Genomic DNA, 23,817 nt, shown 5'->3' with positions numbered 1-23,817 from the left:
CCCCGTCCCTCAGTCGGCCCCAAGCGCCGCGAGTCGGCGCAGGGCCGCCGACCGTCCCGCGCGCGGGACGGTCCAGAGTGTCTGCCCGCGTACGCCCCACCGCTCCAGCAGGGCGTTCGCGGCGAGGAAGCCGCTGGTGGCCGCGCGTTCCATCAGCGCCACCGGCAGTCCGGTACGGACCATGTCACCGGCCACCGTGACGGCGGGGTCGGGGCTGCGCACGCCCGGCCGGTGCCGGTAGCCGCCCACGGGGAACATCGGGCAGTCCGCCCGCCATTCGTGGCGCTCGTCGACGATGCGGGCGCTGCGCGTCTCCGGGTAGATCCGGTGCAGTTGCCGCAGCGCCTCGGCCTGCACGGCGGTCCGGTCGGCGTCCGGTGCGACGGCGTACGCGTGCAGTTCGACGACCGAACCCCTGGTGCGCCGGGCCCAGCGGGCGGCCTCGCCCTCCCAGCGGTCCAGCACGCTCACGTTGTCCAGGGGCCCGTAGCCGCTGGTGCCGAGGAAGCCCGGCCGGTCGTACGCCACCGGCCGGTCGAGCCACAGCCGGGAGACCAGGAACGGCGGTGCGGTGCGCAGCCGGTCGATCCTGGCGCGCCAGTCGGCGTCGCCCAGCTCCAGGGAGTCGCCGACGATCCGGCGCAGACCGGCGCTGTCCAGGGCGAGGACGAGTGCGTCGTACCGCGTGGTGCGGTCGTCGGTGGTGAGGTCGAGCCCGCCGTCCGGCAGGGGCCGCACCCGGCGGACCGGCGACCGGGTCCGTACGTCGACGCCGTGACCTTCCAGGTAGCGGTGCAGCGGGTCCCAGAGGGCGGTGGGGAAGGGCTCGTCGGGGACGTCGAAGAGCAGGCCCTCGCTGGAGCCGAGGAAGTAGATGTGGAACATCAGCACCAGTTCCGCCGCCGACAGTTCGCGCGGGTCGGCGAAGAAGCTGCGCGAGAACACCTCGAACGCCAGGTGGTGGGCGGCTTCGGGGAAGCGGATGCGGGTGAGGAAGTCGTGGGCGCTGACGCCGTCGAGCCGGTCGTAGACCTCGGGCACCCGTACGTCCAGCAGGGGCAGGGCGGCTCGCGGGTTCATCCCGGCCAGGTCGCGCAGGCCGAAGGTGGGGCTGAGGGCGACGAACCCCAGGGCGCTGAGCGGAGGGGTGCGCGGCACCCGGGCGAAGCTGTCGTGGAGGCCGGAGCTGTGTCGCAGGGGGTAGTCGGGCAGCCGGGTCAGCGAGTCGAGGCCCGGGTCGACCCGGCGCAGCAGGCCGCGCAGGTTGTAGTACTGCCGGAAGAAGGCGTGGAAGCCTCGGCTCATGGTGGCGGTGGTGCCGTCGGCGAGCTCGGTGGGCCAGCCCGAAAGCCGTCCGCCGAGGGTGCGTTCACTCTCGTGGAGGGTGACGCGTACGCCGCGCTCGGCCAGCAGGGTGGCTGCCGCGAGCCCGGCGATGCCGCCGCCGACGACGGCCGCGCTGGGGGCCGGTCCCGTGCAGCGGGCCCGGCCGTCGGGGGCCGGCACCACGGCCGCCTGCCGGTCCCGGCCGCGCCGGTGGCCCCTGCGCGGGGCGTGCGGGAACGTCATGCCTCCTCCCCCGCGTGGCCGACGAAGGTGTGGGTGATCCCGGTCTGCCAGCCGGGCAGCGGGAGGACGCGTACGTCGCGGAACCCGGCCTGCCGCAGACGGCCGGCGAACGCGGAGGCCGTGTCGAACTCGACGACGCTGCGCCGGAGATGGCGGTAGAGCTCGGCGTCGCCGGTGAGTCGTCCGGCGGGCTGGATGATCGCGGCGCAGACCGCGTTCCACACGGCGCGGTGGACGGTTGATCCGCCGAGTGTGTACTCGTGCACGGCGAGGCGGCCGCCCGGGACGAGCAGACCGCGTACCAGGTCGAGCGCCTTGTCGGGGTCGGCGAGGTTGCGGAAGAGGTAGCCGACGAACACCGCGTCGAAGGAGCCGGTCTCCAGCCGTCCGGCCAGCTCCTCCACCGGGGCGCGCACGAAGTCGACGTTCTCCGGCCAGCTCTTCGCCATCGCCCGCTCCAGCATGCCCGCGGAGGCGTCGACGCCGGTGATCCGGGCGTACGGGGCGGCGGCGAGGAGCGCGGCCGTGGAGGCACCCGTACCGCACCCCAGGTCGAGCACGCGCAGCCCGCTTCCGCCGTCCGGCAGTCCCAGCCGACGGGCGGAGCGGCGCAGATGGGCGTGGTAGCCGGGGCTGGCCGCGACGAGGCGGTCGTAGGCGGCGGAGCCGTGGTCGAACGCTGCGGACAGTGCGTCGCCGCGCAACAGGGTCATGGGGTGCTCTCTTCGTGGCCGGTCGGTGGGGGTGGGTACGGGGGCGGCTCGCGTCTGCCGGTGAAGGGCAGCTCGACGACGGTCCGCAGCATGGGAACGACCGGTGTCCGCAGGCCGATCAGGAGGTCTTCGTGGATCCGGGTGCTGCCGTCCAGGAAGCGGAGCAGCCGCTCGCCGGGGACGGCGCGGAAGAGGCGGGTGAAGAAGTCGGCGCCGTCCACCCGGCCGCTGTCCAGCGCCCGCAGCATGACCGCGTCCATCGCGCGCGGCCAGGGCCCGTGCGGCGCGGGCATCCGCAGCTCGCGGCCGGCGCGCAGTCGGGCGGCGACGGCCCGGCTCTGCCGCTGCACGGCCGCGAAGGTGTAGCCGGTGGAGGGGCGGGTCGCGCCTCCGGCGGTTCCGATGCGGTACACCGAGCGCCCGCCGCGGTGCGGGAAGCGGCCGTCCGTCATGGGGATGACACCGCGCTCCTCCGCGGTGACCTGGAACTCCCCCAGTTCCAGGATCTCCTGGGTGTAGTGGCGCAGGGCGCGCAGATAGCCCTCGGTGTCCAGGGGGGCGGGTGAGAACTCGGTGTACTCGACCAGGGCGGTGTGCGGGTCGAGCGGCAGGACGTAGCCGAAGGAGAGTCCTCGCGCGGGCTGCGGCGTACGGAAGTCCATCAGGTCCGCGGTGGCCGGGTCGAAGGACGGGCGCTCGGTGCGGACGAACCAGCCCTGGAAGTGCTGGAGCAGGGTGGTGCGGGCCGGCGGCAGAAGGCCGGGCGGACGCGAGTCGAAGACGTGGCGGCCGCGTACGAGGACGTGTTCGCCCCGTGCGTCCTGGGCGAGGACCTCGGCGCCGCCGCCCGGTGCGTCGCGTACGGCGGTCACCGTCGCCTCGATCCGGCGGAAGCCCGGTGCGGCGGCCAGTCGGCGGTCCACCAGGGCTTCGAAGGCGTCCGACCGCAGCATCTTGTACCGGAAGGGAGCCGGGCGGATCACCGTGGCCGCGCCGTCGGCCGCCCGCACCCGCAACCGCGGCCAGGAGGCGGCGAGAGCCGAGTCGTAGGCGCCGCCCGGCGGCTCCCAGAAACACCAGGTGCGCGGCGGCGCCCTCAGGGGCCCCGGCGGAGCGTCGACAAGGACGACGGACAGCGGTACGGCGCCGTCCGGCGCGCACAGGCGGTACGCCAGACTCAGCCCGGCCGCTCCGGCGCCCACGATGACGACGTCGGGGTCAGGCACGGCTCACCTCTCGATCGGACGGGTGCTGATGCTTCCGGCTGGACCGGTAACGAATCCTTCCGCAACCAGGGGCCGGACGGATGCGTGTGACGCGCCCGTCCGCACCCGGGGACCCGCTAGTTCGCGGTGTGGTCGGGGTGGCCACGGGTGCGCCGGTCCTCCTTCATCTCGGCCTCGTACAGGTGGTCACGGCCGGCGGCGAGTTCGCCGCGGATCTCCTGTTCGACGGTCCGGAACACGTCGTAGTAGGTGGAGTTGTACTCCTCGACGATCTGGAAGGTCCAGTGGCCGGGGATGACGTTGCGGCCGAGGACCTCCTTCTCGACCCGGTCGGCCTGCGCACCGTGCCCGGCCTCACGGAGCAGCCGCACCGCGTCGTCGAGCGTGAGGTCGGCGCTGCCGGTGAGCTGGTGGAACGTGTAGAGGGCGCCGCGCGCCCGTTCCGTGGTCTCCAGCGCTTTCGAGAGGGCGCCGAGCGCCTCGACGGTGGTGTCGGTGACGCCTGCGGGGCGCTGGTGCTGCGCATCGGGAGGCCGGGCTTCGGTGTTCATGGATCTCCTGGTCGACGACGACGTCCGAGCGGCGGTTCATTCCCCACCTTCCTCGCCAGCGGCTCAGCACACCTCCTCCGAGCTCCACCCGGCCCAAGAGGTTCCGACCTTCCCCCGTCACTCCCTATCAATCCCTATCCTTCCCTCAGTATGGCATTTTGAGGTAATGTCCATCTCCATGGAGAGCGGAGAGCGTGAGCTGTACTCGATCGGCGAGGTGGCCGAACGGCTGGGTCTGCATGTGCGGACCGTCCGGAACTATGTGCGCGACGGGCGGCTCAAAGCGGTCCGGATCGGAAAGCAGTACCGGATCAGCCGGGAGGACTTCGAGGCGCTGACCGCCCACCCCGCCTCCGGCACACCTTCCGGTGGCGAGGGCGGACGGGGGCACCTGGAGGTGTCGAGCATCGTGCAGATCGACGGGATCGGCCCCGAGGCAGCGCACCGGCTGACCACCTTGGTCACCGCGAGCGCGCAGTCCCCCCGGGGCACGCCGGACCCGCTGCGCGTCCAGACGGTCCACGACAGGGAACGGGCCCGGATGAAGATCGTCGTTCTCGGCGGTGCCGCGGTCACGGCCGAGCTGCTCCACCTGATCGACGGGGCACTCGGCCCGGAGAACGGCATGCTCGACGGCGGACGGGAGGGGCACCGTGCCTGACCTTCTGGTGGACCACCACGGCGTACCGGTGCTGGCCTGCTCCCCCGACGGCCCGCCGGTCTCCTCCGCGCAGGACGCTCTGGACCATCTGATCGGGCCCGCGTTCCAGGGCGCCGAGGTGGTAGCGGTCCCGGTGGAGCGGCTGGACGACCGGTTCTTCGACCTCAGCACCGGGATCGCCGGCGCGATCCTCCAGAAGTTCTCCGCCTACCGGCTCCGGCTGGTCGTCGTGGGGGACATCGCGCACCATCTGTCGGCGAGCGCGGCCCTGCCCGACCTGGTCCGCGAGGCCAACCGGGGCCGGGACGTCTGGTTCGTGACGGATCTGGACGCCTTGGCCGCCCGCCTCGCCTAGGAGCGCCGGCCGGTTCGTCGTCATCTCCCGGCCCTCGCCCCGGCTACGACCCGCGCTGTGATGCGCACCACTCCCGATCGATTTGCGCTCCCTTTACTATCAACAGGGCGGGTTTCCCACCCGTCCCCGACGTCGAGCCCGACGACCTGAACAGAGAAGGAGCTGCGGTACCGCAATGGGTGAGCCTCCCAGTACGAACCGTGTCATCCCTGCCCCGATGGACCTGGGGACGGAGGTGACACGGTGAGCGAAGTACTCCTGCTCCTTCTCGCCCTCGGCCTGACTCTGGCGTGCGCGGTGTTCGTCGCGGCCGAGTTCTCGCTGACCACCGTCGAGCGCGGCGAGCTCGAACGAGCCGCGCAGGCCGGTGAGCGCGGGGCCGAAAGCGCGCTCAAGGCCGCCAAGCGGCTCACGTTCCAGCTGTCCGGCGCCCAGCTCGGCATCACGGTGACCTCCCTGGTCATCGGCATGCTGGCCGAGCCGTCCCTGGCCGTGCTCCTGCGCTCGCCGCTGGAGTCCACCGGGCTCGCGGCAGGCGCCGTGTCCACGGTTGCGACCCTGCTCGGTGTGGCGCTGTCCACCGTCGTCCTCATGGTCGTCGGCGAGCTCGTCCCGAAGAACTGGGCGATCTCCAGCCCGCTCGCCGTCGCCAAGGTCGTGTCCGGGCCGCAGCGCGCGTTCACCGCCTGCTTCGCCCCGCTGATCCGCCACCTCGACAACACGGCGAACCGCGCCGTACGCCGGTTCGGCCTGGAGCCGGCCGAGGAGCTGGCCTCGGCCCGTACCCCGCAGGAGCTGATCGCTCTCGCCCAGCACTCGGCCCGTCAGGGCGCCATCGAGCAGGACTCGGCGGAGCTGTTCGTCCGCACCCTGAACCTGGCGGAGCTGTCCGCCGAGAACGTGATGACGCCCCGGGTGGACATGCGGGCCCTGGAGGCCCACGCCACCGCCGCCGACGCGGCCAACCTGACGCTGGCCACCGGCCTGTCCCGCTTCCCGGTCTACCGCGACAGCCTGGACCAGGTCATCGGCACGGTCCACATCCGCGACGTCCTGGCCCTGGACGAGACCGAGCGCGCCCGGACCCCGGTCACGGCGCTGGCCACCGAGCCCCTCCTCGTACCGGATTCGCTGCCTGTGGACCGGCTGCTGGCGCAGATGCGCCGGCACCGGACCATGGCGGTCGTGATCGACGAGTACGGCGGTACGGCGGGGGTCGCCACCGTCGAGGACATCGTGGAGGAGGTCGTCGGAGAGGTCCGCGACGAGCACGATCCGCACGAGCGCCCCGACCTGGCACCGGCCGAGCCGCTCGGCGACGGCCGCCCGGTCTGGGAGGCCGAGGGCAGCATCCGGCTGGACCAGCTCGACCGGATAGGCTTCCCCGCGCCGGAGGGCCCGTACGAGACGCTCGCGGGTCTCCTCGCCAACCAGCTCGCCCGGATCCCCGTCCGCACGGACCGGGTCGACATCGACGGCTGGCAGTTCGACGTGCTCGACATCGAGCACCACCGGGCCGACCGGGTGCGGATCACCGCGCCGGTCCCCGCCCTGGCCCTTGCGGAGGAGGACGCCCGATGACCACCGTTCAGCTTCTCATCGGCGCGCTCACCCTCCTCACCAACGCGTTCTTCGTCGGCGCCGAGTTCGCCCTGATCTCCGTGCGTCGCAGCCAGATCGAGCCGCAGGCCGTACGCGGCAGCCGACGGGCGAAGAGCACCCTGTGGGGCATCGAGCACCTGTCGGCCGCCATGGCCACGGCTCAGCTCGGCATCACCATCTCCTCCCTGGTGCTGGGTGCCGTCGCCGAACCGGCGATCGCCCACCTGCTGGAGCCGCCGTTCGACGCGATCGGCGTTCCCGACGCGCTGGTCCACCCGATCGCCTTCGTCATAGCGCTGACCCTGGCGACCTACCTCCACATGCTCATCGGCGAGATGATCCCGAAGAACATCGCGCTCGCCGCGCCCGTTGCGACGGCCCTGGCGCTGGCACCGTCCCTGGTGGCGCTGACCCGGGCGCTGCGCCCGGTCATCTTCGGCATCAACGCGTTCGCCAACATGCTGCTGCGGCTGCTGAAGGTCGAGCCCAAGGACGAGGTCGCCTCGGTCTTCACCGACGACGAACTGGTCCGGCTGGTGAAGGACTCCAGCGATGCCGGTCTCCTCGCCCCGGCCGACGGTGAGCGGCTGCGGGACGCGCTGGAGCTCGGCACCCGGCCGGTCGGCGAGGTGATGGTCCCGCTGAACCGGACCGTCACCGTCGACCGCGGCATCACCCCGCAGCAGTTGGAGCGGGCGGCCGTCGCCTCGGGCTTCTCCCGGCTGCCGGTGACCGGGCCGGACGACGGGGTGCTGGGCTACCTGCACATCAAGGACGCCCTCGGGGTCGCGGAGCGCACCAAACCGCTGCCTTCGAGCGCGCTCCACCCCGTGATCCGGGTCGAGATCGACACCCCGCTCGACGACACCCTCACGGCGATGCGTGCCGCCGGTACGCACCTCGCCGCCGTCGCCGGGGGCAAGGGCACGGTCATCGGCTTCGTGACGATGGAGGACGTCCTGGAGGAGCTGGTCGGACCCGCCACGGTCTGACCGTACGAGAGCTGGGAGGGGAGGCGGCCCGGCGTCCCGGGCCGCCTCCCCCGCTGTCCGCCCGGGCCGCCCGCGAGCACGTAAGCTCGGCGGATGGCCAAGTACTTCGACGTGCACCCCGAGAATCCCCAGCCGCGCACGATCGGCACGGTGGTCGACAGCATCCGTTCCGGTGCGCTCGTCGCCTATCCGACCGATTCCTGTTACGCACTGGGCTGTCAGCTGGGCAACCGCGACGGCATCGCGCGGATCCGGTCGATCCGCGATCTCGACGACCGCCACCACTTCACGCTGGTGTGCCGCGACTTCGCGCAGCTGGCACAGTTCGTCCGCGTCGACAACGACGTGTTCCGCGCGGTCAAGGCGGCCACGCCCGGCAGCTACACCTTCATCCTCCCGGCGACGAAGGAGGTGCCCCGCCAGCTGCTGCACCCGAAGAAGAAGACGGTCGGTGTGCGCATCCCCGACCATGTCGTGACCCAGGCACTGGTCGCCGAGCTGGGCGAGCCGCTGCTCTCCAGCACCCTGCTGCTGCCGGACGAGGAGGAGCCGCTGACGCAGGGCTGGGAGATCAAGGAGCGGCTCGACCACGAGGTGGACGCCGTCATCGACTCGGGTGACTGCGGCACCGAACCGACCACGGTCATCGACTTCTCCGGCGACGAGCCGGAGATCGTGCGACGCGGCGCCGGCGACCCGTCGCGCTTCGAGTAGGCGGCCGTGGCGGGCGAGCGGTTGCGGTTCGACGGCTGGATCGCCGGTGTGGGTACGTCTTCCGGTACCCGGCTGGTGGTCGGGCACTGGCCGCGCTCCCCGTTCGGGCCGTTCAGCGACGTCATGGTCGAGCACCCGGACGGCGAGCGGGTCCTGCTGGCCCCGTCCCGCCCGATCGCGGACTTCGTCGCCGCCACCTACCGCTTCGACCGGGTCGAGGTGGTTCCCGTGGCCGTCAGCGTCGCCGGGGCCACCTGGCGCGTCGAGGCGGGTCCGCTGCGCCTGCGGCTGCGGGCCGGGCGCCGGTCGGCCCTCGGTCTGCTGCTGTCCCTCGTACCGGCACCGCTCGTCCGCAGCCCGCACTGGGCAGCGCTGTGCGACGTTCCGGCGCGGCTGCTGATGCCCGGCGTACGCACCCTGGGCCGCGCGGGTCCGGGTCGGCGCGAGTGGTACGGGGCGCGGGACCTGCGGCCGGTACTGGCCGCGGACGCCTCACTGGACGGGGTGCACCTGGGCCCGCTCGCCCCGCTCGATCCGCCCGTCGCCTTCGGGTTCGGCTCGGCGCCGCGCACCCCCGCCCTGGTGCGCGTCACCACAACGGTGGAAATCAGGCCCGCCGGGCGGTGAGGGCTCCTCCGGCCCCCCGGGAGGGCGCGGCCCTCACCGGACCGTCCGGGGCCCGCCCGCGGAGGCGACGCGCCGGGGATGCGAGGGGGCGGGGCGCGTCGCAGGGTGGAGCCATGGCTAATCCCCCGATCGTCATCCACCGGCCGACCCCCTCGGGTGGCCGCCGGGTGACCGTGCACTACGAAGGCCGGGACGAGATACTCGGGCTGGCCCACAGCGACCACGACGTGATCGTGTTCCTGAGCGGGGCCGGTCTCGAAGAGGCGGATCGAATCCTCGACAACCCGGTGTGGGTCGAATGGCGGGGTGGGCGGGCCCACCGCTACGAGGCTGCCTGAGCGACGTCACACCGGACTCGCCGGGGTGGATTCCGGGCTGCCGAACAGTTCACGCACCTCCTCGGCGTCGGTCTCCCGCAACTCGTCGTCCAGCAGAATCCATCGGGTGATGCCCACGGACTCCAGGAACGGCAGGTCGTGACCGGCGATGACGAGGGCGCCCTCGTAGGACTCCAGGGCGCTCGTCAGCTGCCGCACGCCGGCCAGGTCGAGGTTGTTCGTCGGCTCGTCCAGCAGAAGCAGCTGCGGGGCGGGTGCGGCGAGCATCATCGCCGCGAGCGCGGCCCGGAAGCGTTCGCCGCCCGAGAGGGTGCCCGCCGGCTGCTCCGCGCGGGCGCCCTTGAAGAGGAACCGGGCGAGCTGGGAACGGATCTGGTTGTCGGTGGTGCCGGGAGCCGTGCGGACGACGTTCGCGGCGACGCTCAAGGTGTCGTCGAGGACGTCGAGCCGCTGCGGAAGGAACTTCAGCGGCACGGACACCGTGGCCTCGCCGGAGCTCGGTTGGAGCTCCCCGGTGAGCGTGCGCAGCAGGGTCGTCTTGCCCGCCCCGTTGCGGCCGATCAGGGCGATGCGTTCGGGCCCCCGCACCTGGAGGCTACCGGCCCGCAGCCGCCCGTGGGGCAGGCTCAGGTCCCGTACGGTCAGGACGGTGCGGCCGGCGGGTACGGCGGTGTGGGGCAGGCTCACCTTGATCTCGGCGTCCCGGCGGACGGCTTCGGCGGCCTCCTCCCTGCGCTCGCGGGCCTCGTCGAGGCGGTCCTCGTGCAGTCCGCGCAACCGGTCCCCCGACTCCTGGGCGGAGCGCTTGCGTTCGCCGGCGACGATGCGCGGGGCGCGTCGCTGGGCGTCCAGCTTCTTGTCGTGGCGCTGGCGGCGGGCCACCTTGATCCGGGTCTCCTCCAGCTCGCGCTGCCGGCGCCGTACGTCGGCCTCGGCGGAACGCAGCATCCGCCCGGCGGCCTCCTGCTGGGTGGCGAGGGCGTCCTGGTAGGCGGACCAGCCGCCCCCATACCAGTTCACCGAACCCGCTCGCAGCTCGGCGATGCGGTCGACCCGCTCCAGCAGGTCCCGGTCGTGGCTGACGACGATCAGGATGCCGGTGCGCCAGGAGTCGACGGCCTCGTAGAGCCTGCGGCGGGCGAACAGGTCCAGGTTGTTGGTCGGCTCGTCGAGGAGGAGGACGTCGGGGCGTTCCAGCAGCAGGGCGGCCAGCCGCAGTAGGACGGTCTCCCCGCCGGACAGCTGCCCCACGGTGCGGTCCAGCTCGACGGCGCCGAGGCCGAGGGAGCCGAGAGTGGCCGTGGCGCGCTCCTCGATGTCCCAGTCGTCGCCGACCGTCTCGAAGTGCTCCTCCCGTACGTCTGCGGACTCGATGGCGCGCAGGGCGGCGCGGCGCTCGGCGATTCCGAGAGCCTCGTCGACCCGCAGGTCCGTGTCCAGGGTGATGTTCTGGGGCAGGTAGGCGAGGTTTCCGCCCACGGCGACGGACCCCTCCGCGGGGCGCAGTTGTCCGGCGAGCAGGCGCAGCAGGGTCGACTTGCCCGTGCCGTTGGCGCCGACCAGGCCCGTACGGCCCCGGGGGACGGTGAGGGAGAGCCCGTCGAAGAGGTTCGTACCGTCGGACCACCGGAAGGTGAGGTGGGAAAGGGCAACGGAGGCGCTGGGCGCGGTGGGATGGCTCATGGTGGGTTCTCGCAGTCGGAAGCGGGAGGAAGGGGGGCTTCGTATGCGAACAGCACGCGGCGACCCGACCGGAGGCCGGAGAGCGGTGGGAGAAGACAGTCCTGCGAAGTGGAGGACGGCTCAGCACCGAGGTCGCATGCACGCGGAAGTCACGGGCGGCAGGAATGCCGACAGCGTCGTGACCGGATACGGGCCAGGGCCGTACCGCGCGATGATCGCGGACCTCAGATGCGCAACGTCCACCTCTATCGGAGACAACAGGACGTGAGCAGCGTACCGGAGGGCCGCGACGGGCGTCGAGCGATTTTCTATGGGGTGCACTGCGGGGCCTCGGCGCTCCGCGCGGCGGGCGCGGGGGCGGGGGCGGGGGCGGCGGTGCGCCGTCCGGGCACCCGATCGGCTTCCGGGACACGTGGCCCACGGCGGACGACCAGCGTGGCGAGAAGGGCCGCGAGGCCGGCGAGGACGAACCCGTGGGGCGGGGTGGCGCCCGTGGGGTGGGTCTCGTACACGAGCGCCGCGGACAGCACGGTCAGGACGGTGGTGACCCGGCCGTGCTGTCGGGTGGCAGCCACGACCACCAGCCCCCACAGGAGGTACCAGGGCTGCACCATGGGCGAGAGCGCGACCAGTGCGAGCAGGCCGAGGCCCAGGGCGTCGACCGGTGGCAGGTGGCCGTTCATCGACCTGCGGGCCAGGACGACGATCAGGACGAGTGCCGCGGCGAGACCGAGGGTCTGCACGGCGGACTCGACCGGTTCGGGGTCGGCGCCCAGGAGCAGGCGGCCCAGTTCGCCGATGCCCAGCCCGAGGTCGCTGACGACGGAGAGCGCCGTGTGGATGTTGCCGGCGACGCCCTGGGTCCTGAGCCAGCCGAAGCCGGTGCCGCTGACCAGCGTCGCCGAACCGGCGACGGCACACGCGACGAGGCCGGGGGCAAGGAGCCCCTTGGCCCACCGCCGGATCCGCGGTCCGGTCGCCGACGCGTGCACGAGGACGCCGATGAACAGCAGCGATACGGCGGCCGGGGACTTGACCATCATGGCGAGCCCGATCAGGGCGCTGCCGGCCACCCACCTGCCCCGCAGCGCGAGCGTCAGCCCGGTGAGCATGAGCCCGATCATCAGGCCGTCGTTGTGCGCGCCCCCGACCACGTGCATCAGCAGGAGCGGGTTGAGCGCCGCCAGCCACAGGGCGCGGCTCTCGCTCGTTCCGTGCTCACGGGCCAGTCGGCGCAGGGCCCAGACGATGAGGACCAGCGAGGCGAGGGCGATGAGACGCATCGCCAGGACGGCGGGCACGATGGTGCCGCCGGTCGTCCTCGCCACCGCGGCGGACAGGAGCAGGAACAGCGGGCCGTAGGGGGCCGGGGTGTCGCGCCAGTGGTTGCCGACGCTCGCCGCCGCGTCGCCGCCGATTCCGGCGGGATCCAGGCTGGAGGGGCCCACGGTGTAGACGTCGTGGCCCTCCACGACCATCGCGCCCTGGGCGATGTAGCTGTAGACGTCGGCGCTGTAGAGCGGGGGCGTGAGCAGGAACGGTGCCGTCCACCAGGCGAGGGTGGTGAGCGTTTCCCGCACGGAGGCGGCGGTCCTGCCGTACTGCCACCAGGCGACGACCAGCACGGTCAGTCCGACGTACGCGAGGACGGCCGCGGCCGTCCGCGGGGTGGAGCCGTGGTCGACCCAGAGGCCCCAGGGGTCGCGGGCCGGCAGCTTTCCGGAGATCCAGCCGCCCGCGGCGGTCGCCAGGGCGGCTGCCGCGCCCAGCCGACGGTATCCGACAGCACTCAAAGCCCACATGACCGGAGAACCTATCGGACGGGGTAGGTGGAGGGCCTTGCCGCGCCCTCGTAACCCTCTCCCGCCGCTCTAGCGCACGTCGCCGCGCCAGTCCCACTGGTGGCCGTCGAGCGAGCGGGGCCCGTACTCCGCGCGGCCGCCCGGTCCGTAGGCGCCTATCTCCGTGACCAGTCCGACCCCCTCGCGCAAAGCCTCGTCGCTCCAGCCGGTGACGTCCAGGAGCAGCCCGTCGAGCGGGCCGCCGACCAGCTCCCGGTAGTCGTGGCCCGGCCTCGGGCCGGGGTGCGGATCGTCGTGGTCGGTGCCGTACACCCGTCGCTGCCTCATCAGCTCGTCCATGCAGGCAGCATCCCATCGGCCACTGACAACGGCCCGGCGTGCGGGGCCATCCGACGGTGGGGGTCCGTGGGCGGTGAAGTCGCCGCCGCGGGGTGCGCACCATATGATTCAGGGACTCACGCACCGCGGAGCAGCCCATGAACCGGCGTCGGACTCCCCGCTCGGTAAGCGCCGAGGACCTGCTCAGCACGTTGCAGAGCCTCACTGCCCGCGCTCGGCGGGAGGTGGAATTCCACCAGGCCAGAGTGGAACTCGCGCAGGCCCTTCAGCGCGACATGCTTCCGGCGACCCTTCCCGCCCTCCCCGGCCTCCAGTCCGCGGCGCGCTACACCCCCGCCCGGGACGGCCTGGACATCGGCGGTGACTGGTACGACGGCTTCGCGCTCGCGGACGGCGCCCTGGGCTTCGCCATCGGTGACGTCCAGGGGCACGACGTGGAGGCGGCGGCCTTCATGGGACAGGTCCGCATCGCGATGCGGGCGATCGCGGGTACGGTCTCCGACCCGGGTGAGGTCCTGGGCCGGACCAACGACCTCCTGCTCTCCGTGGACTCCGGCCTCTTCGCCACCTGTACGTTCCTCCGGCTGGACCCGCGCACCTGGGAGCTGCGCGGTGCGCGGGCCGGGCACGTGGCCAGTGTGTGGGCGAGCGTGGACGGGCGGTCCGGCATCATGGAGGACCCGGGGGGTCTGCCCCTGGGGATCCAGACGGGCGAGAGGTATCCCGTCACCCGGCGGACCCTGGACACGGACGGCGCGATCGTGCTGCTGACCGACGGTGTCGTCGAGGGCCCGTCGCTGTTGATCGAGGACGGCCTGGACCGGGTACGGCGACTGGCCGGCGCCCATGCCGGGGCGAGCGCGGACGACCTGGCCGACGGTGTCCTCGGAGCGGCGGAGCTGACGGGCCACGAGGACGACGCGGCCGTACTCGTCCTGCGGCACGCCCCGGCCGGTGCGCGGTGACGCCGAGACCGTAGGGCGCGTGTCACCGGAGGTCTCCTCCGCGAGGTCGGTGTCTGATGAGTGCTGTGATCCGCAGCGAGGAAGCCAGACGTCGGGCCCTGTACGTGGCGCAGATCCTGGGCGTGACCGGCGCCTACTACCTGTCGGGACGGCTCGGACTGACGCGCCAGGTGGTGGTGGACGGCGCGGTGGTCACCCCGCTCTGGCCGCCCACCGGGATCTCTCTCGCCGCCCTGCTGTATTTCGGCGCCCGGGTCTGGCCGGGCATCGCCCTGGGCGCGCTCTTCACGGTCTCCGCCATCGGTGACGCGTTCACCCTGTCGCGGCTGGGCATCGTCCTGGGCAACACCCTCGCGCCCCTCGCCGCCTACGCGCTGCTGCGCCAGGTGGACTTCCGCGGCGAACTGGCCCGGTTGCGGGACGGGATCTGCCTGGTCTTCCTGGGCGCGTTCGCCGGGATGCTGATCAGCGCCACCGTCGGCAGCGTGACGCTGATGCTCGACGACAAGGTTCCCTCGGGACTCTTCTGGCTGGTGTGGTCGTCCTGGTGGGCCGGGGACGCCATGGGCGTTCTCGTGGTCACTCCCGTACTGCTGGTGCTGAGCCGGGTGCGGTGGCCACGGCTGTCCGACCGGTGGCCGGAGGCCTGCCTCCTGGCGGTCGTCGTGGTCGTGGCGGGGTACTTCTCCACGAGAAGCCCGCTCTCGATGATCTATCTGGTGTTCCCGGTGATCGTCTGGGCGGCGCTCCGCTTCCAGCTGCCCGGGAGCGCGCCGTGCGCCCTGGTGGTGTCGGTGCTGGCGATCACCGCCGGGACGGATGCCCTGGGCCCATTCGCGGGCCACACGCTGATGGAGGTCATGGCCAACCTCACCGTGTTCAACGGCTGCGTGGCGCTCACGGCGCTGCTGCTGGGGGCGATCGTGGCCGAGCACCAGAACATCCGCCGGGAGACGGAGCACGCGGTCGTGGAGCTGGAGGCGCTCGTGGAGCAGCTCGCTCCGCTGCCGGGACGGCGGTCGGCCCGGTACGACGACGAGCCGCCGCGCTCCGGTCAGTAGGGCAGCGGCCGGCCGGAGGGGGTGCGCAGGTCCAGCGGGGGCGGCCCGGACGGCGGCGGGGGTCGACGGACAACGATGCGGATGCGGCCCATGGCCACCACCTCCTCCAGGTGACCGGTATCTGCCCAGTGGGCGCGGCTTCACACTTCCGCTCCCGCGCGCGGCTTCTCCGTCCGTACGCGTGCCGGGCGCCAGGGACGCGTACGGACGCCGCGGGGATGCGGACCAGGCCGGGTGCGGTGACCCTTGATGGGTGGGGGCGCAGAGGCGAGGAGGATCAGGCATGTCCGCCATGGACAAGATCAAGAAGATGCTCAAGGGTCACGAGGACAAGGCCGACAAGGGCGTCGACAAAGCCGGCGACATGGTCGACGACAGGACCAAGGGCAAGTACAGCGGTCAGGTCGACACCGGCCAGGACAAGCTCAGGCAGCAGTTCGGCGGGGAGCGCGGCCAGGACGGACCGCCGCGCACCTGACCGCCGCCGCCGGCGAACGGCCGGCCCCCGTCCGCTCGTACCCGGTCCGTGCCATGGCTCACATCCCGTGGCACGGACCGGGTGCGTCCGGACCTGTCCCCGACCGCCCGGGTGACGGGGCGCCGGGAGAAATCCGGGATGCTCATCGGATTCTTGTTATTGTCCGGCCCGCACCGCATCTCCCGAGTGTGGGAAGTGACAGCACCGGACCCCGGAAGAGTGAGCACAGCATGGGCAAGGATCACGGGACGGCCTTGATCGCGGCGGCGCGGAACGGCGACCAGGAGGCCAAGGACCGGCTCGTCGCCGCGTACCTGCCGCTGCTGTACAACGTCGTCGGCCGGGCGTTGAACGGGCACGCGGATGTGGACGACGTGGTGCAGGAGACGGCGCTGCGGATGCTGCGCAGCCTGCCCGAGCTGCGTGATCCGGAGAGTTTCCGCTCCTGGCTCGTGGCGATAGCCATGAACGAGATACGCCGGCACTGGCGCGAGGGCCGGTCGGGGACCCTGTCCGCCGACCGGCTGGACGACGCGTTCGACCTGGCCGACCCGCGCGCCGACTTCGTCGAGCTGACCATTCTGCGGCTCGGACTGACCGGGCAGCGGCGCCAGGTGGCGGAGGCGACGCGGTGGCTGGACGAGGACGACCGCGCGCTGCTGTCGCTGTGGTGGCTGGAGACGGCGGGCCAGCTGTCGCGGGCCGAGGTCGCGGCGGCCCTGGAGCTCTCCCCGCAGCACACCGCCGTACGCGTCCAGCGGATGAAGGCGCAGCTGGAGGCGGCCAGGGTCGTGGTGGGCGCGCTGGCGGCCGATCCGCCGTGCGTGTTGCTGGAGGACCTCCTCGCCGGCTGGGACGGGGTCCCGTCCGCCCTGTGGCGCAAGCGGCTTGCCCGCCACGCCCGTGAGTGCACCGTCTGCTCGGGCCACGGCTCGGGGCTGGTGCCCGCGGAGGGCCTGCTGGTGGGTCTGGGGCTGGTCCCGGTGGCCGCGACCGCCGGCGGGGCGATGGCACCGGATCTGCTGCCGACGGCCGCCCAGCTCACCGCGGACTCCGCCGCCGGGGCGGGCCGGGCCGGTCGCAGGCGTGGCCAGGTACGGCGGCGGCGCCGCAACTCGGCCATCGCCGCCGTGGTCGCCGTCGCGGCTCTGGGGACCGGTGGCGCGGCCGTGCACCTCTACTCCGACGAGAAGGACCGGGACGCGACGACGCTGAGCGCCGGGGGGTCCACCGCGAGCGCGACCCTCCCCACGACGACCGGCCCCTCCCCCACGCCGACGGTGGCGTCGCCGTCGGCCTCGGCCTCGTCCGCTTCGCCCTCGGCCGGCGCCTCGCCGAAGAAGAGCCCTTCGCGCAAGCCCAAGCCCTCGCCGACGAAGAGCACCCGGCCCCCCGCACCGAGCACGGCCGCCCCGGCCCCGAAACCCCCGCCGCCCGCGCCCGCCCCTCCGGCGTCGGTGGGCGGCCAGGTCCTCCAGATCGTCAACGCCGAGCGGGCGAAGGAGGGCTGCGGGCCGGTGACCTCCAACGACCAGCTGGCGACGGCCGCGCAGCGGCACTCCGCCGACATGGCATCCCGGGACTACTTCTCGCACACCTCCCCGGACGGCACCGACCCGGGTGACCGGATCTCCGCGGCCGGATACCGGTGGAGCACCTACGGCGAGAACATCGCCAAGGGGCAGCGGACGCCGGCCGACGTGATGCAATCGTGGATGAACAGCCCGGGGCACCGCGCGAACATCCTGAACTGCTCCTTCAAGGAGATGGGCATCGGGAAGCAGGACTCCGGCGGCGGTCCGGTGTGGACGCAGAAGTTCGGGGCCCGCTGAGCGGCGCGGGGTGATCATCACCGTGCGGCAGCGCGGTGGTGGCAGCGACGCGGCGCGCGTCCGGGTGTTCGCGTGTTCCGTGCCGGGCCGACGGCCCGTCCGGCGGGCCCTACGATGCGGTCATGATCGCTGAGCTGCAATGTGTGGTGCTCGACTGCCGGGACCCGAGGGAACTCGCCGGCTTCTACGCGTCGCTGCTGGGCGGCGAGGTCGACCGGCCCGACCGGCGGTGGGCGCTCGACGACGAGTGGTCCACCGTGCACGCGGCCGGGCTGGTGCTGGCCTTCCAGCGGGTCGCGGACTACCGGGCGCCCCGGTGGCCGGGGCAGGATCCGCCCCAGCAGATACACCTGGACCTCGCCGTGACCGATCTGGACGGCGCCCACGAACAGGTGATCGCGCTGGGGGCTTCCCTGCTCGACGGGGGTGAGGGGCAGCGCGGCTGGCATGTCTACGCCGATCCCGCCGGGCACCCGTTCTGTCTCGTACGGCACTGACTGCCCGCGGGGGCGATCCGGTGCGGCCGCGGCCGGGCCGCACCGGATCACGGCCGGTTCAGCGCAGGAGCAGCGTCGACACCGTACCGGCGCAGACGACCGCGCCCACCGCCGTGACCGACAGGGCGACGCAGCGGGCCCGGAGCCGCTCGTAGCGCTCGGTGTACTCCTCGCGCAGTTCGGCCGCCCGGTCGCGGACGCGGGTGAGCGACTCACGGGAGAGAGCGACGCGGTCGGTGAGGTAGACGCGCTCGACGTCCTCGCGCTGGGCGGTGGTGAGCCAGGGCAGTTCGTCGGTGAACCGGCGCGCGTGCGCTCGCGCCCTCTCCACCTCGGCGTTCCACAGCAGGTAGCCCTCCAGCTGGGCCAGGCCGCGGGCGCTGTCCTTGTCGGGTTTCACGTGTCCTCCTCTCGTCGGGCGCTGCGGGTCGGGGCGGGCCGTACTCACTCCTGCTTGTCCCCCGGGGCCACGGTGACGGAGGTGTCGGGCCGGTTGGCGGCCTCTTCGAGCGCCCGCAGCGAGGGGTGGTGCAGGTCGAACGCCGGGGATTCGGAGCGGATCCGCGGCAGGGTGACGAAGTTGTGCCGCGGCGGCGGGCAGGAGGTCGCCCACTCCAGCGAACGGCCGTACCCCCACGGGTCGTCGACCTCGATCTTCCTGCCGTACTTGGCGGTCTTCCAGACGTTGTAGAAGAACGGCAGGATGGAGAGGCCGAGCACGAAGGAGGCGATGGTCGACACGGTGTTCAGCGCGGTGAACCCGTCCGCCGCGAGATAGTCCGCGTAACGGCGGGGCATTCCTTCGGCACCGAGCCAGTGCTGCACCAGGAACGTGCCGTGGAAACCGATGAAGAGCGTCCAGAACGTGACCTTGCCGAGCCGCTCGTCCAGCATCTTGCCGGTGAACTTCGGCCACCAGAAGTGGAATCCGGCGAACATGGCGAAGACGACGGTACCGAAGACCACGTAGTGGAAGTGCGCGACGACGAAGTACGAGTCGGAGACGTGGAAGTCCATCGGCGGCGAGGCGAGAACGATGCCGGTGAGACCGCCGAACAGGAAGGTGACCAGGAATCCCACCGCCCAGAGCATCGGGGTCTCCAAAGAGATGGAGCCCTTCCACATCGTGCCGATCCAGTTGAAGAACTTCACCCCTGTCGGCACCGCGATGAGGAACGTCATGAACGAGAAGAACGGCAACAGCACCCCGCCCGTCACATACATGTGGTGCGCCCAGACCATCGCGGAGAGTCCCGCGATGGCGATGGTGGCGGCGACCAGGCCGATGTAGCCGAACACCGGTTTACGGCTGAAGACCGGGAAGATCTCGGTGACGATGCCGAAGAACGGCAGGGCGATGATGTAGACCTCGGGGTGGCCGAAGAACCAGAAGAGGTGCTGCCACAGCAGCGCGCCGCCGTTGGCCGCGTCGAAGATGTGGGCGCCGAACTTGCGGTCCGCCTCCAGGGCCAGCAGAGCGGCGGCCAGGACCGGGAACGCGAGCAGGACGAGCACACCGGTCAGCAGGACGTTCCAGGTGAAGATCGGCATGCGGAACATCGTCATGCCGGGGGCGCGCATGCAGATGATCGTGGTGATGAAGTTGACCGAGCCGAGGATCGTGCCGAAGCCGGAGAAGGCCAGGCCCATGATCCACATGTCGGCGCCGATGCCCGGCGAGCGGACCGCGTCGTTCAGCGGCGCGTAGGCGAACCAGCCGAAGTCGGCTGCGCCCTGCGGGGTGAGGAAGCCGGCCACCGCGATGAGCGAGCCGAAGAGGTACAGCCAGTACGCGAACATGTTCAGCCGCGGGAACGCCACGTCGGGCGCGCCGATCTGCAACGGCATGATCCAGTTGGCGAACCCGGCGAACAGCGGCGTCGCGAACATCAGCAGCATGATCGTGCCGTGCATCGTGAACGCCTGGTTGAACTGCTCGTTCGACAGCAACTGAGTCCCGGGGCGGGCCAGTTCGGCACGCATCACCAGGGCCAGCAGCCCTCCCACGCAGAAGAAGGCGAAGGAGGTGACCAGATAGAGCGTGCCGATCGTCTTGTGGTCCGTGGTGGTCATCCACTTGATGACGACGTTGCCCGGCTCCTTCAGCCGTACCGGCAGTTCGTCCCCTTCCGCGGCATCGGTCTCCACCGATTGCGAGATGCCCCTCGTCGTCACTGCGACGCTCCTTCGGTCAACGGCCCGTATGGACTTTGTGACCAGGATGGACCCACGGAGATCGGTCCGGTGGGACATCCTTCCCCGTCCGGCGCCGGAGCCCGGCAAGGACACTCAGATGGCCTACACCGGAACGGAATAGTCCCCCGAGCAGCGGAGTTGGTGAACCGACAGAACCACTTCTTCCCCACCCAGCAGGTATCGGAAGGTCGGATCCATGAAGATCGGCATTATCGGCGCGGGCAACATCGGCGGCAATCTCACCAGGCGCCTGACCGCACTCGGACATGAGGTGTCGGTCGCCAACTCCCGCGGTCCGGAGACTCTCACGGCCCTGGCCGCAGAGACGGGAGCCACTCCGGTGACCGCGTCCGAGGCGGCGCGAGGCGCCCGTATCGTCGTCGTGACCGTCCCGCTCAAGGCCGTACCGGATCTGCCCGAGGGCTTCCTGGACGAGGCGGCGGAGGGCGCCACGATCATCGACACCGGGAACTACTACCCGCAGCAGCGCGACGGCAGGATCGAGGCCATCGAGGACGGGCTGCCGGAGAGCCGGTGGACCGAGCAGCGGATCGGCCGCCCCGTGATCAAGGCGTTCAACGGGACGTACGCGCAGGACATCCTGGACCGGGGACGGCCCCAGGGCACCCCCGGCCGGCAGGCGCTGCCGGTGGCCGGGGACGACCCGGCGGCCAAGCAGGCCGTCCGCGACCTCATCGACGAACTCGGCTTCGACACGGTCGACGCCGGTGGCCTGGACGAGTCGTGGCGTCAGCAGCCCGGGACGCCGGTCTACGGCAACCAGGGTGATGCCGACGCCATCGTGAAGGCGCTGGCGGAGGCTTCGCCGGAGCGCACCGCGGAGTGGCGCGCCTGATCCGCGCCATGGAGGGCGCCGGGCCGCCGGGGGGGGGTATCCCGGTGGCCCGGTCCCGTAGCGGTCGGCTCCCCGGCTGCCCTGTAGCGCTCGCCCCCGGCTGCTCTGTAACGCTTGCCCGCGGCTGCCCTGTAGCGCTCGCCCCCGGCTGCCCTGTAGCGCTCGCCCCCTCCCGGCCGCTTCCGTAGCGCTCGCCCGCCGGCCGTCCCGTGGTGGTCGGCCTCCGGCCGGGGGCCGACCGCTCAGACCACCCCCGTCACCGTCACCCGCACCGAGACCGACGGCTCGGCGTGCACCGCGGCCAGCGTCGCGGCGTGTACGGCACGGGTGACGTCGAGGGCACGGTGGCCGCGGTGCAGGACGAGGCGGACATCGATGTGCCAGACACCGGTGGCCTCGTCCCGGCTCACCCGCACCCCCTGCGCCCGCGCTCCGGGCCCCGTGGTGCGACGCGGGGCCCGGTCCGCGACCCGCGTCCGCAGCAGGTCCACGACGCCGGGGCGCAGAAAGGCGACGCCGGGCACGGACCGAGCCGCCCCGGCCACCGCTTCGGCCAGCCGGTCCCGCAGTGTGTCCGCCGTCATCGCGCAGCTCCTCCCGTGCCGAAACCGTCGAATGCGCCGCCGGGACCGTCGTACGCACCACCGGGACCGTCGTACGTGACGTCGGGACCGTCATGCGCGCCACCGGGACCGTCGTACGTGTCGCTGGGACCGTCGTACGTGTCGCTGGGACCGTCGTACGTGTCGCTGGGACCGTCGTACGTGTCGCTGGGACCGTCGTACGTGTCGTCGTGATCGCCCTCGTCGTCGAGGATGTCCACGACCAGGACGTCAGCCGCGCCGAGGCGGATCCCGATGTCCCGGTCGGCGACCGCGGCGATCCGTGCGCGGACCGCGTCGGCCACCTCCGGCAGCGAGCGGTCCAGGCTCGCCGTGACCTCGACGCGTACGTGCACGGGGCCCGTCGGGTCGGCCGGGTCGAGCGGCGTGATCCGGCAGCTACCGGCCCGTACCCCGGGCAGCGCGTCGACCGCGGTCCGCAGCAGCCGTGCGGCCGCTGCCTCGACGATCCAGTGGTCCTCCTCCGGTTCCCCGAGGGGGAGCGGGCGTCCGGGGCGCAGTTCGAGCCGGACGAGGTCCATCACGCGGGCGGTGATCGCGGCCGTGGTCGCCTCCGGCACGCCGGGCTCCTCGGCGCAGGTGCGGCGTACGGCATCGCTCAGGCCGGTGAGTTCGGCCAGGGCCGCCGAGCAGTGCGGGCAGACCGAGAAGTGCGGGGCGCCGGCCGTCCGGCCGGTGTCCCAGACGTCCCAGACATCGCTCAGCAGGCGCCCGCAGGCGAGCCGCTCCTCCTCTGCGTACCGGCTCTCTTCCGGCCGGCCGGGGTTGGCGCTCATCGCCATGCGCTCATCGCCTCCGTCAGGTAGCGGCGGGCCCGGAAGACCCGGCCGCGGACCGCCTGCAGACTGATTCCGACCGTGTCCGCGATGCTCTCGTACGGCAGCCCCTGCATCTCGCGGAGCACCCAGCAGACACGTTGTTCCGGCGACAGACCCGCCATCGCCTCGGCCAGCGCGTCGGCCGCGGCCCGCGACTCGACGGCTCGGGCGGGCGACGCCTGGTGCTCCGGGGCGGCCTGTTCGGGTACCGAGTCGAGGTCCGCCGCCGGTCTGCGTGATCTGAGCCGGTTGAGACAGCGGTTGGTGACGATGCGGTAGAGCCACGTGTGGAAGGAGGCGTCCCGGCGGAACTCGGGAAGCTTGCGCCAGGCGCTGACGAAGGCGTCCTGAACGGCGTCCTCCGCGTCCGCGCGGTCCCCCAGGAGCCGCGTGGCGAGTTGCAGCAGGGCGGCGCTGTGCCGCCGTACGAGCACCTCGAACGCCTCCTCGTCGCCCTCCCCGGCCCGTACGACCAGCAGCGCCTCGTCGGTCCGGACGCCCTCCGTCATCCGTCCCGTCATCTCATTCCCGTCGCCGGGCACGGACCAGCCCCTCCCTCGGTCGGTTCCACGACACCTGCTCGGACTCCCGGACTTGTCGGTTCCTCCATCGGGCACCCGTCCGCACGTTGGACACCCGGCGCGGCGGAATGTCACGCACCGATGTGCCCCGAACGGCGCTGCCCGATCACGGATCGGCGAAAGGTTTCCAAGAACCCGCGTGATGAATCGACGGACAGCGTGTCCAACGAGACGTCAGGCAGAACGAGCCGAGCGACAGGCGAGGAGTTTTCATGACCACCACCCAGACAGCCGCAGCCGTTCCCGCGGCGGGCACGGGGCCGGGCGCGGGCGGACAGAAGCAGAGCGGTGGGGTCAGCGGTACGACGACCCTGGGGCGTGGAGCCACCGGCGCGTCGGAGCCCGCCGCGACGCGGGGCCGTACGTCGATCGCCGACACCGTCGTCGTCAAGATCGCGGGGATGGCGGCCCGGGAGATCCCGGGCGTGCACGCCATGGGCGGCGGTCTCTCCCGCACGATCGGCGCGGTGCGCGACCGTGTGCCGGGCGGGCGGCCGAACGTCGGACGAGGCGTCAAGGTCGAGGTGGGCGAGCGCCAGACGGCCATCGACCTGGACCTCGTCGTCGAGTACGGCGTCGCCATCACCGACGTGGCGCACGACGTGCGCGAGAACGTCATCGCGGCGGTGGAGCGTACGACCGGTCTGGAGGTCGTCGAGGTCAACGTGACCGTCAACGACGTGCACCTGCCCGAGGACGACGACGAGGCCGCTCCGGCCGAGACCCGCGTGGCGTGAC

25 protein-coding genes and 1 pseudogene are annotated in these 23,817 nt (G+C 72.2%); 14 read left to right on the top strand and 12 right to left on the bottom strand.

Translation table 11 applies throughout. From position 1 onward, the window contains the following. Positions 1 to 9 precede the first annotated feature (9 nt). From ACIQAK_RS19375 to ACIQAK_RS19360, 4 genes are all read right to left on the bottom strand, one after another. Positions 10 to 1,569 (bottom strand): NAD(P)/FAD-dependent oxidoreductase, encoded by a 1,560-nt coding sequence (locus ACIQAK_RS19375; RefSeq protein ID WP_366389054.1) that lies wholly within the window; start codon positions 1,567 to 1,569, stop codon positions 10 to 12. After that, positions 1,566 to 2,282 carry a class I SAM-dependent methyltransferase gene (locus ACIQAK_RS19370; protein ID WP_366389055.1) on the bottom strand — a complete coding sequence of 239 codons (717 nt, stop codon included), beginning with the start codon at positions 2,280 to 2,282 and terminating at the stop codon, positions 1,566 to 1,568. The genes ACIQAK_RS19375 and ACIQAK_RS19370 overlap by 4 nt, the downstream gene beginning before the upstream one ends. Continuing rightward, entirely contained in the window at positions 2,279 to 3,508 is a 1,230-nt protein-coding gene (locus ACIQAK_RS19365; RefSeq protein ID WP_366389056.1) for a lycopene cyclase family protein, read from the bottom strand. Before ACIQAK_RS19365 ends, ACIQAK_RS19370 begins: the two co-directional genes overlap by 4 nt. 116 nt (positions 3,509 to 3,624) lie before the next feature. Continuing rightward, complete coding sequence (locus tag ACIQAK_RS19360; RefSeq protein WP_366389057.1) at positions 3,625 to 4,059, bottom strand: hypothetical protein; 435 nt, start codon at positions 4,057 to 4,059, stop codon at positions 3,625 to 3,627. 178 nt (positions 4,060 to 4,237) lie between these two features. Between ACIQAK_RS19360 and ACIQAK_RS19355 the strand changes: the two genes are divergently transcribed. The 7 genes from ACIQAK_RS19355 (at position 4,238) to ACIQAK_RS19325 (ending at position 9,348) form a co-directional block, all read left to right on the top strand. Further along, positions 4,238 to 4,720: a helix-turn-helix domain-containing protein gene (locus ACIQAK_RS19355; RefSeq protein WP_366389347.1), complete on the top strand. Its 483-nt coding sequence runs from the start codon at positions 4,238 to 4,240 to the stop codon at positions 4,718 to 4,720. Next, positions 4,713 to 5,075 carry a DUF4180 domain-containing protein gene (locus ACIQAK_RS19350; RefSeq protein ID WP_366389058.1) on the top strand — a complete coding sequence of 121 codons (363 nt, stop codon included), beginning with the start codon at positions 4,713 to 4,715 and terminating at the stop codon, positions 5,073 to 5,075. The genes ACIQAK_RS19355 and ACIQAK_RS19350 overlap by 8 nt, the downstream gene beginning before the upstream one ends. 243 nt (positions 5,076 to 5,318) lie before the next feature. Then, a complete protein-coding gene (locus tag ACIQAK_RS19345) occupies positions 5,319 to 6,656 on the top strand; it encodes a hemolysin family protein (protein WP_366389059.1) in 1,338 nt (445 codons plus the stop codon). After that, a complete protein-coding gene (locus tag ACIQAK_RS19340; protein WP_366389060.1) occupies positions 6,653 to 7,669 on the top strand; it encodes a hemolysin family protein in 1,017 nt (338 codons plus the stop codon). The genes ACIQAK_RS19345 and ACIQAK_RS19340 overlap by 4 nt, the downstream gene beginning before the upstream one ends. 93 nt (positions 7,670 to 7,762) lie before the next feature. Next, the gene (locus tag ACIQAK_RS19335) at positions 7,763 to 8,383 is read left to right on the top strand and encodes an L-threonylcarbamoyladenylate synthase (protein ID WP_366389061.1); all 621 of its coding nucleotides are present in this window, start codon (positions 7,763 to 7,765) and stop codon (positions 8,381 to 8,383) included. Positions 8,384 to 8,389: 6 nt separating this feature from the next. Continuing rightward, on the top strand, positions 8,390 to 9,010 hold the full coding sequence (locus ACIQAK_RS19330) for a hypothetical protein (protein WP_366389062.1): 621 nt from the start codon (positions 8,390 to 8,392) through the stop codon (positions 9,008 to 9,010). Positions 9,011 to 9,123: 113 nt separating this feature from the next. Next, on the top strand, positions 9,124 to 9,348 hold the full coding sequence (locus ACIQAK_RS19325) for a hypothetical protein (protein WP_366389063.1): 225 nt from the start codon (positions 9,124 to 9,126) through the stop codon (positions 9,346 to 9,348). Between the two features lie 6 nt (positions 9,349 to 9,354). On the opposite strand, the gene ACIQAK_RS19320 is transcribed toward ACIQAK_RS19325, so the two are convergent. The 3 genes from ACIQAK_RS19320 to ACIQAK_RS19310 all read right to left on the bottom strand — a co-directional run bounded on the left by ACIQAK_RS19320 (position 9,355) and on the right by ACIQAK_RS19310 (position 13,172). Then, entirely contained in the window at positions 9,355 to 11,031 is a 1,677-nt protein-coding gene (locus ACIQAK_RS19320; RefSeq protein ID WP_366389064.1) for an ATP-binding cassette domain-containing protein, read from the bottom strand. A gap of 308 nt (positions 11,032 to 11,339) precedes the next feature. Continuing rightward, on the bottom strand, positions 11,340 to 12,833 hold the full coding sequence (gene mptB / locus ACIQAK_RS19315) for a polyprenol phosphomannose-dependent alpha 1,6 mannosyltransferase MptB (protein ID WP_366389065.1): 1,494 nt from the start codon (positions 12,831 to 12,833) through the stop codon (positions 11,340 to 11,342). 69 nt (positions 12,834 to 12,902) lie between these two features. Further along, on the bottom strand, positions 12,903 to 13,172 hold the full coding sequence (locus tag ACIQAK_RS19310; RefSeq protein ID WP_366389066.1) for a hypothetical protein: 270 nt from the start codon (positions 13,170 to 13,172) through the stop codon (positions 12,903 to 12,905). 137 nt (positions 13,173 to 13,309) lie between these two features. On the opposite strand from ACIQAK_RS19310, the gene ACIQAK_RS19305 reads away from it, so the two are divergent. From ACIQAK_RS19305 to ACIQAK_RS19285, 5 genes are all read left to right on the top strand, one after another. Then, positions 13,310 to 14,137 (top strand): PP2C family protein-serine/threonine phosphatase, encoded by an 828-nt coding sequence (locus ACIQAK_RS19305; protein ID WP_366389067.1) that lies wholly within the window; start codon positions 13,310 to 13,312, stop codon positions 14,135 to 14,137. A 65-nt stretch (positions 14,138 to 14,202) separates the two neighbouring features. Beyond that, positions 14,203 to 15,198 (top strand): MASE1 domain-containing protein, encoded by a 996-nt coding sequence (locus ACIQAK_RS19300; protein WP_366389348.1) that lies wholly within the window; start codon positions 14,203 to 14,205, stop codon positions 15,196 to 15,198. Between the two features lie 283 nt (positions 15,199 to 15,481). Beyond that, positions 15,482 to 15,676: an antitoxin gene (locus ACIQAK_RS19295; RefSeq protein ID WP_366389068.1), complete on the top strand. Its 195-nt coding sequence runs from the start codon at positions 15,482 to 15,484 to the stop codon at positions 15,674 to 15,676. 230 nt (positions 15,677 to 15,906) lie between these two features. Beyond that, on the top strand, positions 15,907 to 17,508 hold the full coding sequence (locus tag ACIQAK_RS19290; protein WP_366389069.1) for a sigma-70 family RNA polymerase sigma factor: 1,602 nt from the start codon (positions 15,907 to 15,909) through the stop codon (positions 17,506 to 17,508). Between the two features lie 122 nt (positions 17,509 to 17,630). Continuing rightward, a complete protein-coding gene (locus ACIQAK_RS19285) occupies positions 17,631 to 18,005 on the top strand; it encodes a VOC family protein (protein ID WP_366389070.1) in 375 nt (124 codons plus the stop codon). A 58-nt stretch (positions 18,006 to 18,063) separates the two neighbouring features. On the opposite strand, the gene ACIQAK_RS19280 is transcribed toward ACIQAK_RS19285, so the two are convergent. After that, a complete protein-coding gene (locus ACIQAK_RS19280; RefSeq protein WP_366389071.1) occupies positions 18,064 to 18,405 on the bottom strand; it encodes a hypothetical protein in 342 nt (113 codons plus the stop codon). A gap of 44 nt (positions 18,406 to 18,449) precedes the next feature. Beyond that, positions 18,450 to 20,180: a cytochrome c oxidase subunit I gene (gene ctaD / locus ACIQAK_RS19275; protein WP_366389072.1), complete on the bottom strand. Its 1,731-nt coding sequence runs from the start codon at positions 20,178 to 20,180 to the stop codon at positions 18,450 to 18,452. 205 nt (positions 20,181 to 20,385) lie between these two features. On the opposite strand from ctaD, the pseudogene ACIQAK_RS19270 reads away from it, so the two are divergent. After that, positions 20,386 to 21,057, top strand: a pseudogene (locus ACIQAK_RS19270) (NADPH-dependent F420 reductase); the annotation flags it as partial. Positions 21,058 to 21,299: 242 nt separating this feature from the next. On the opposite strand, the gene ACIQAK_RS19265 reads toward ACIQAK_RS19270, so the two are convergent. Genes ACIQAK_RS19265 through ACIQAK_RS19255 form a run of 3 tightly spaced genes read right to left on the bottom strand, consistent with a single transcriptional unit; the run spans position 21,300 to position 23,019 of the window. After that, positions 21,300 to 21,641: an Asp23/Gls24 family envelope stress response protein gene (locus ACIQAK_RS19265; RefSeq protein ID WP_366389073.1), complete on the bottom strand. Its 342-nt coding sequence runs from the start codon at positions 21,639 to 21,641 to the stop codon at positions 21,300 to 21,302. Beyond that, on the bottom strand, positions 21,638 to 22,456 hold the full coding sequence (locus ACIQAK_RS19260; RefSeq protein WP_401848473.1) for a hypothetical protein: 819 nt from the start codon (positions 22,454 to 22,456) through the stop codon (positions 21,638 to 21,640). Before ACIQAK_RS19260 ends, ACIQAK_RS19265 begins: the two co-directional genes overlap by 4 nt. Further along, on the bottom strand, positions 22,453 to 23,019 hold the full coding sequence (locus ACIQAK_RS19255; protein ID WP_366389349.1) for a sigma-70 family RNA polymerase sigma factor: 567 nt from the start codon (positions 23,017 to 23,019) through the stop codon (positions 22,453 to 22,455). Before ACIQAK_RS19255 ends, ACIQAK_RS19260 begins: the two co-directional genes overlap by 4 nt. A 272-nt stretch (positions 23,020 to 23,291) precedes the next feature. Between ACIQAK_RS19255 and ACIQAK_RS19250 the strand changes: the two genes are divergently transcribed. Further along, complete coding sequence (locus ACIQAK_RS19250; RefSeq protein WP_366389074.1) at positions 23,292 to 23,816, top strand: Asp23/Gls24 family envelope stress response protein; 525 nt, start codon at positions 23,292 to 23,294, stop codon at positions 23,814 to 23,816. Position 23,817 lies beyond the last annotated feature (1 nt).

Source organism: Streptomyces sp. NPDC088706, assembly GCF_044752765.1.
Taxonomy (GTDB): Bacteria; Actinomycetota; Actinomycetes; order Streptomycetales; family Streptomycetaceae; genus Streptomyces.
This window is presented reverse-complemented; position numbering and strand designations above follow the sequence as displayed.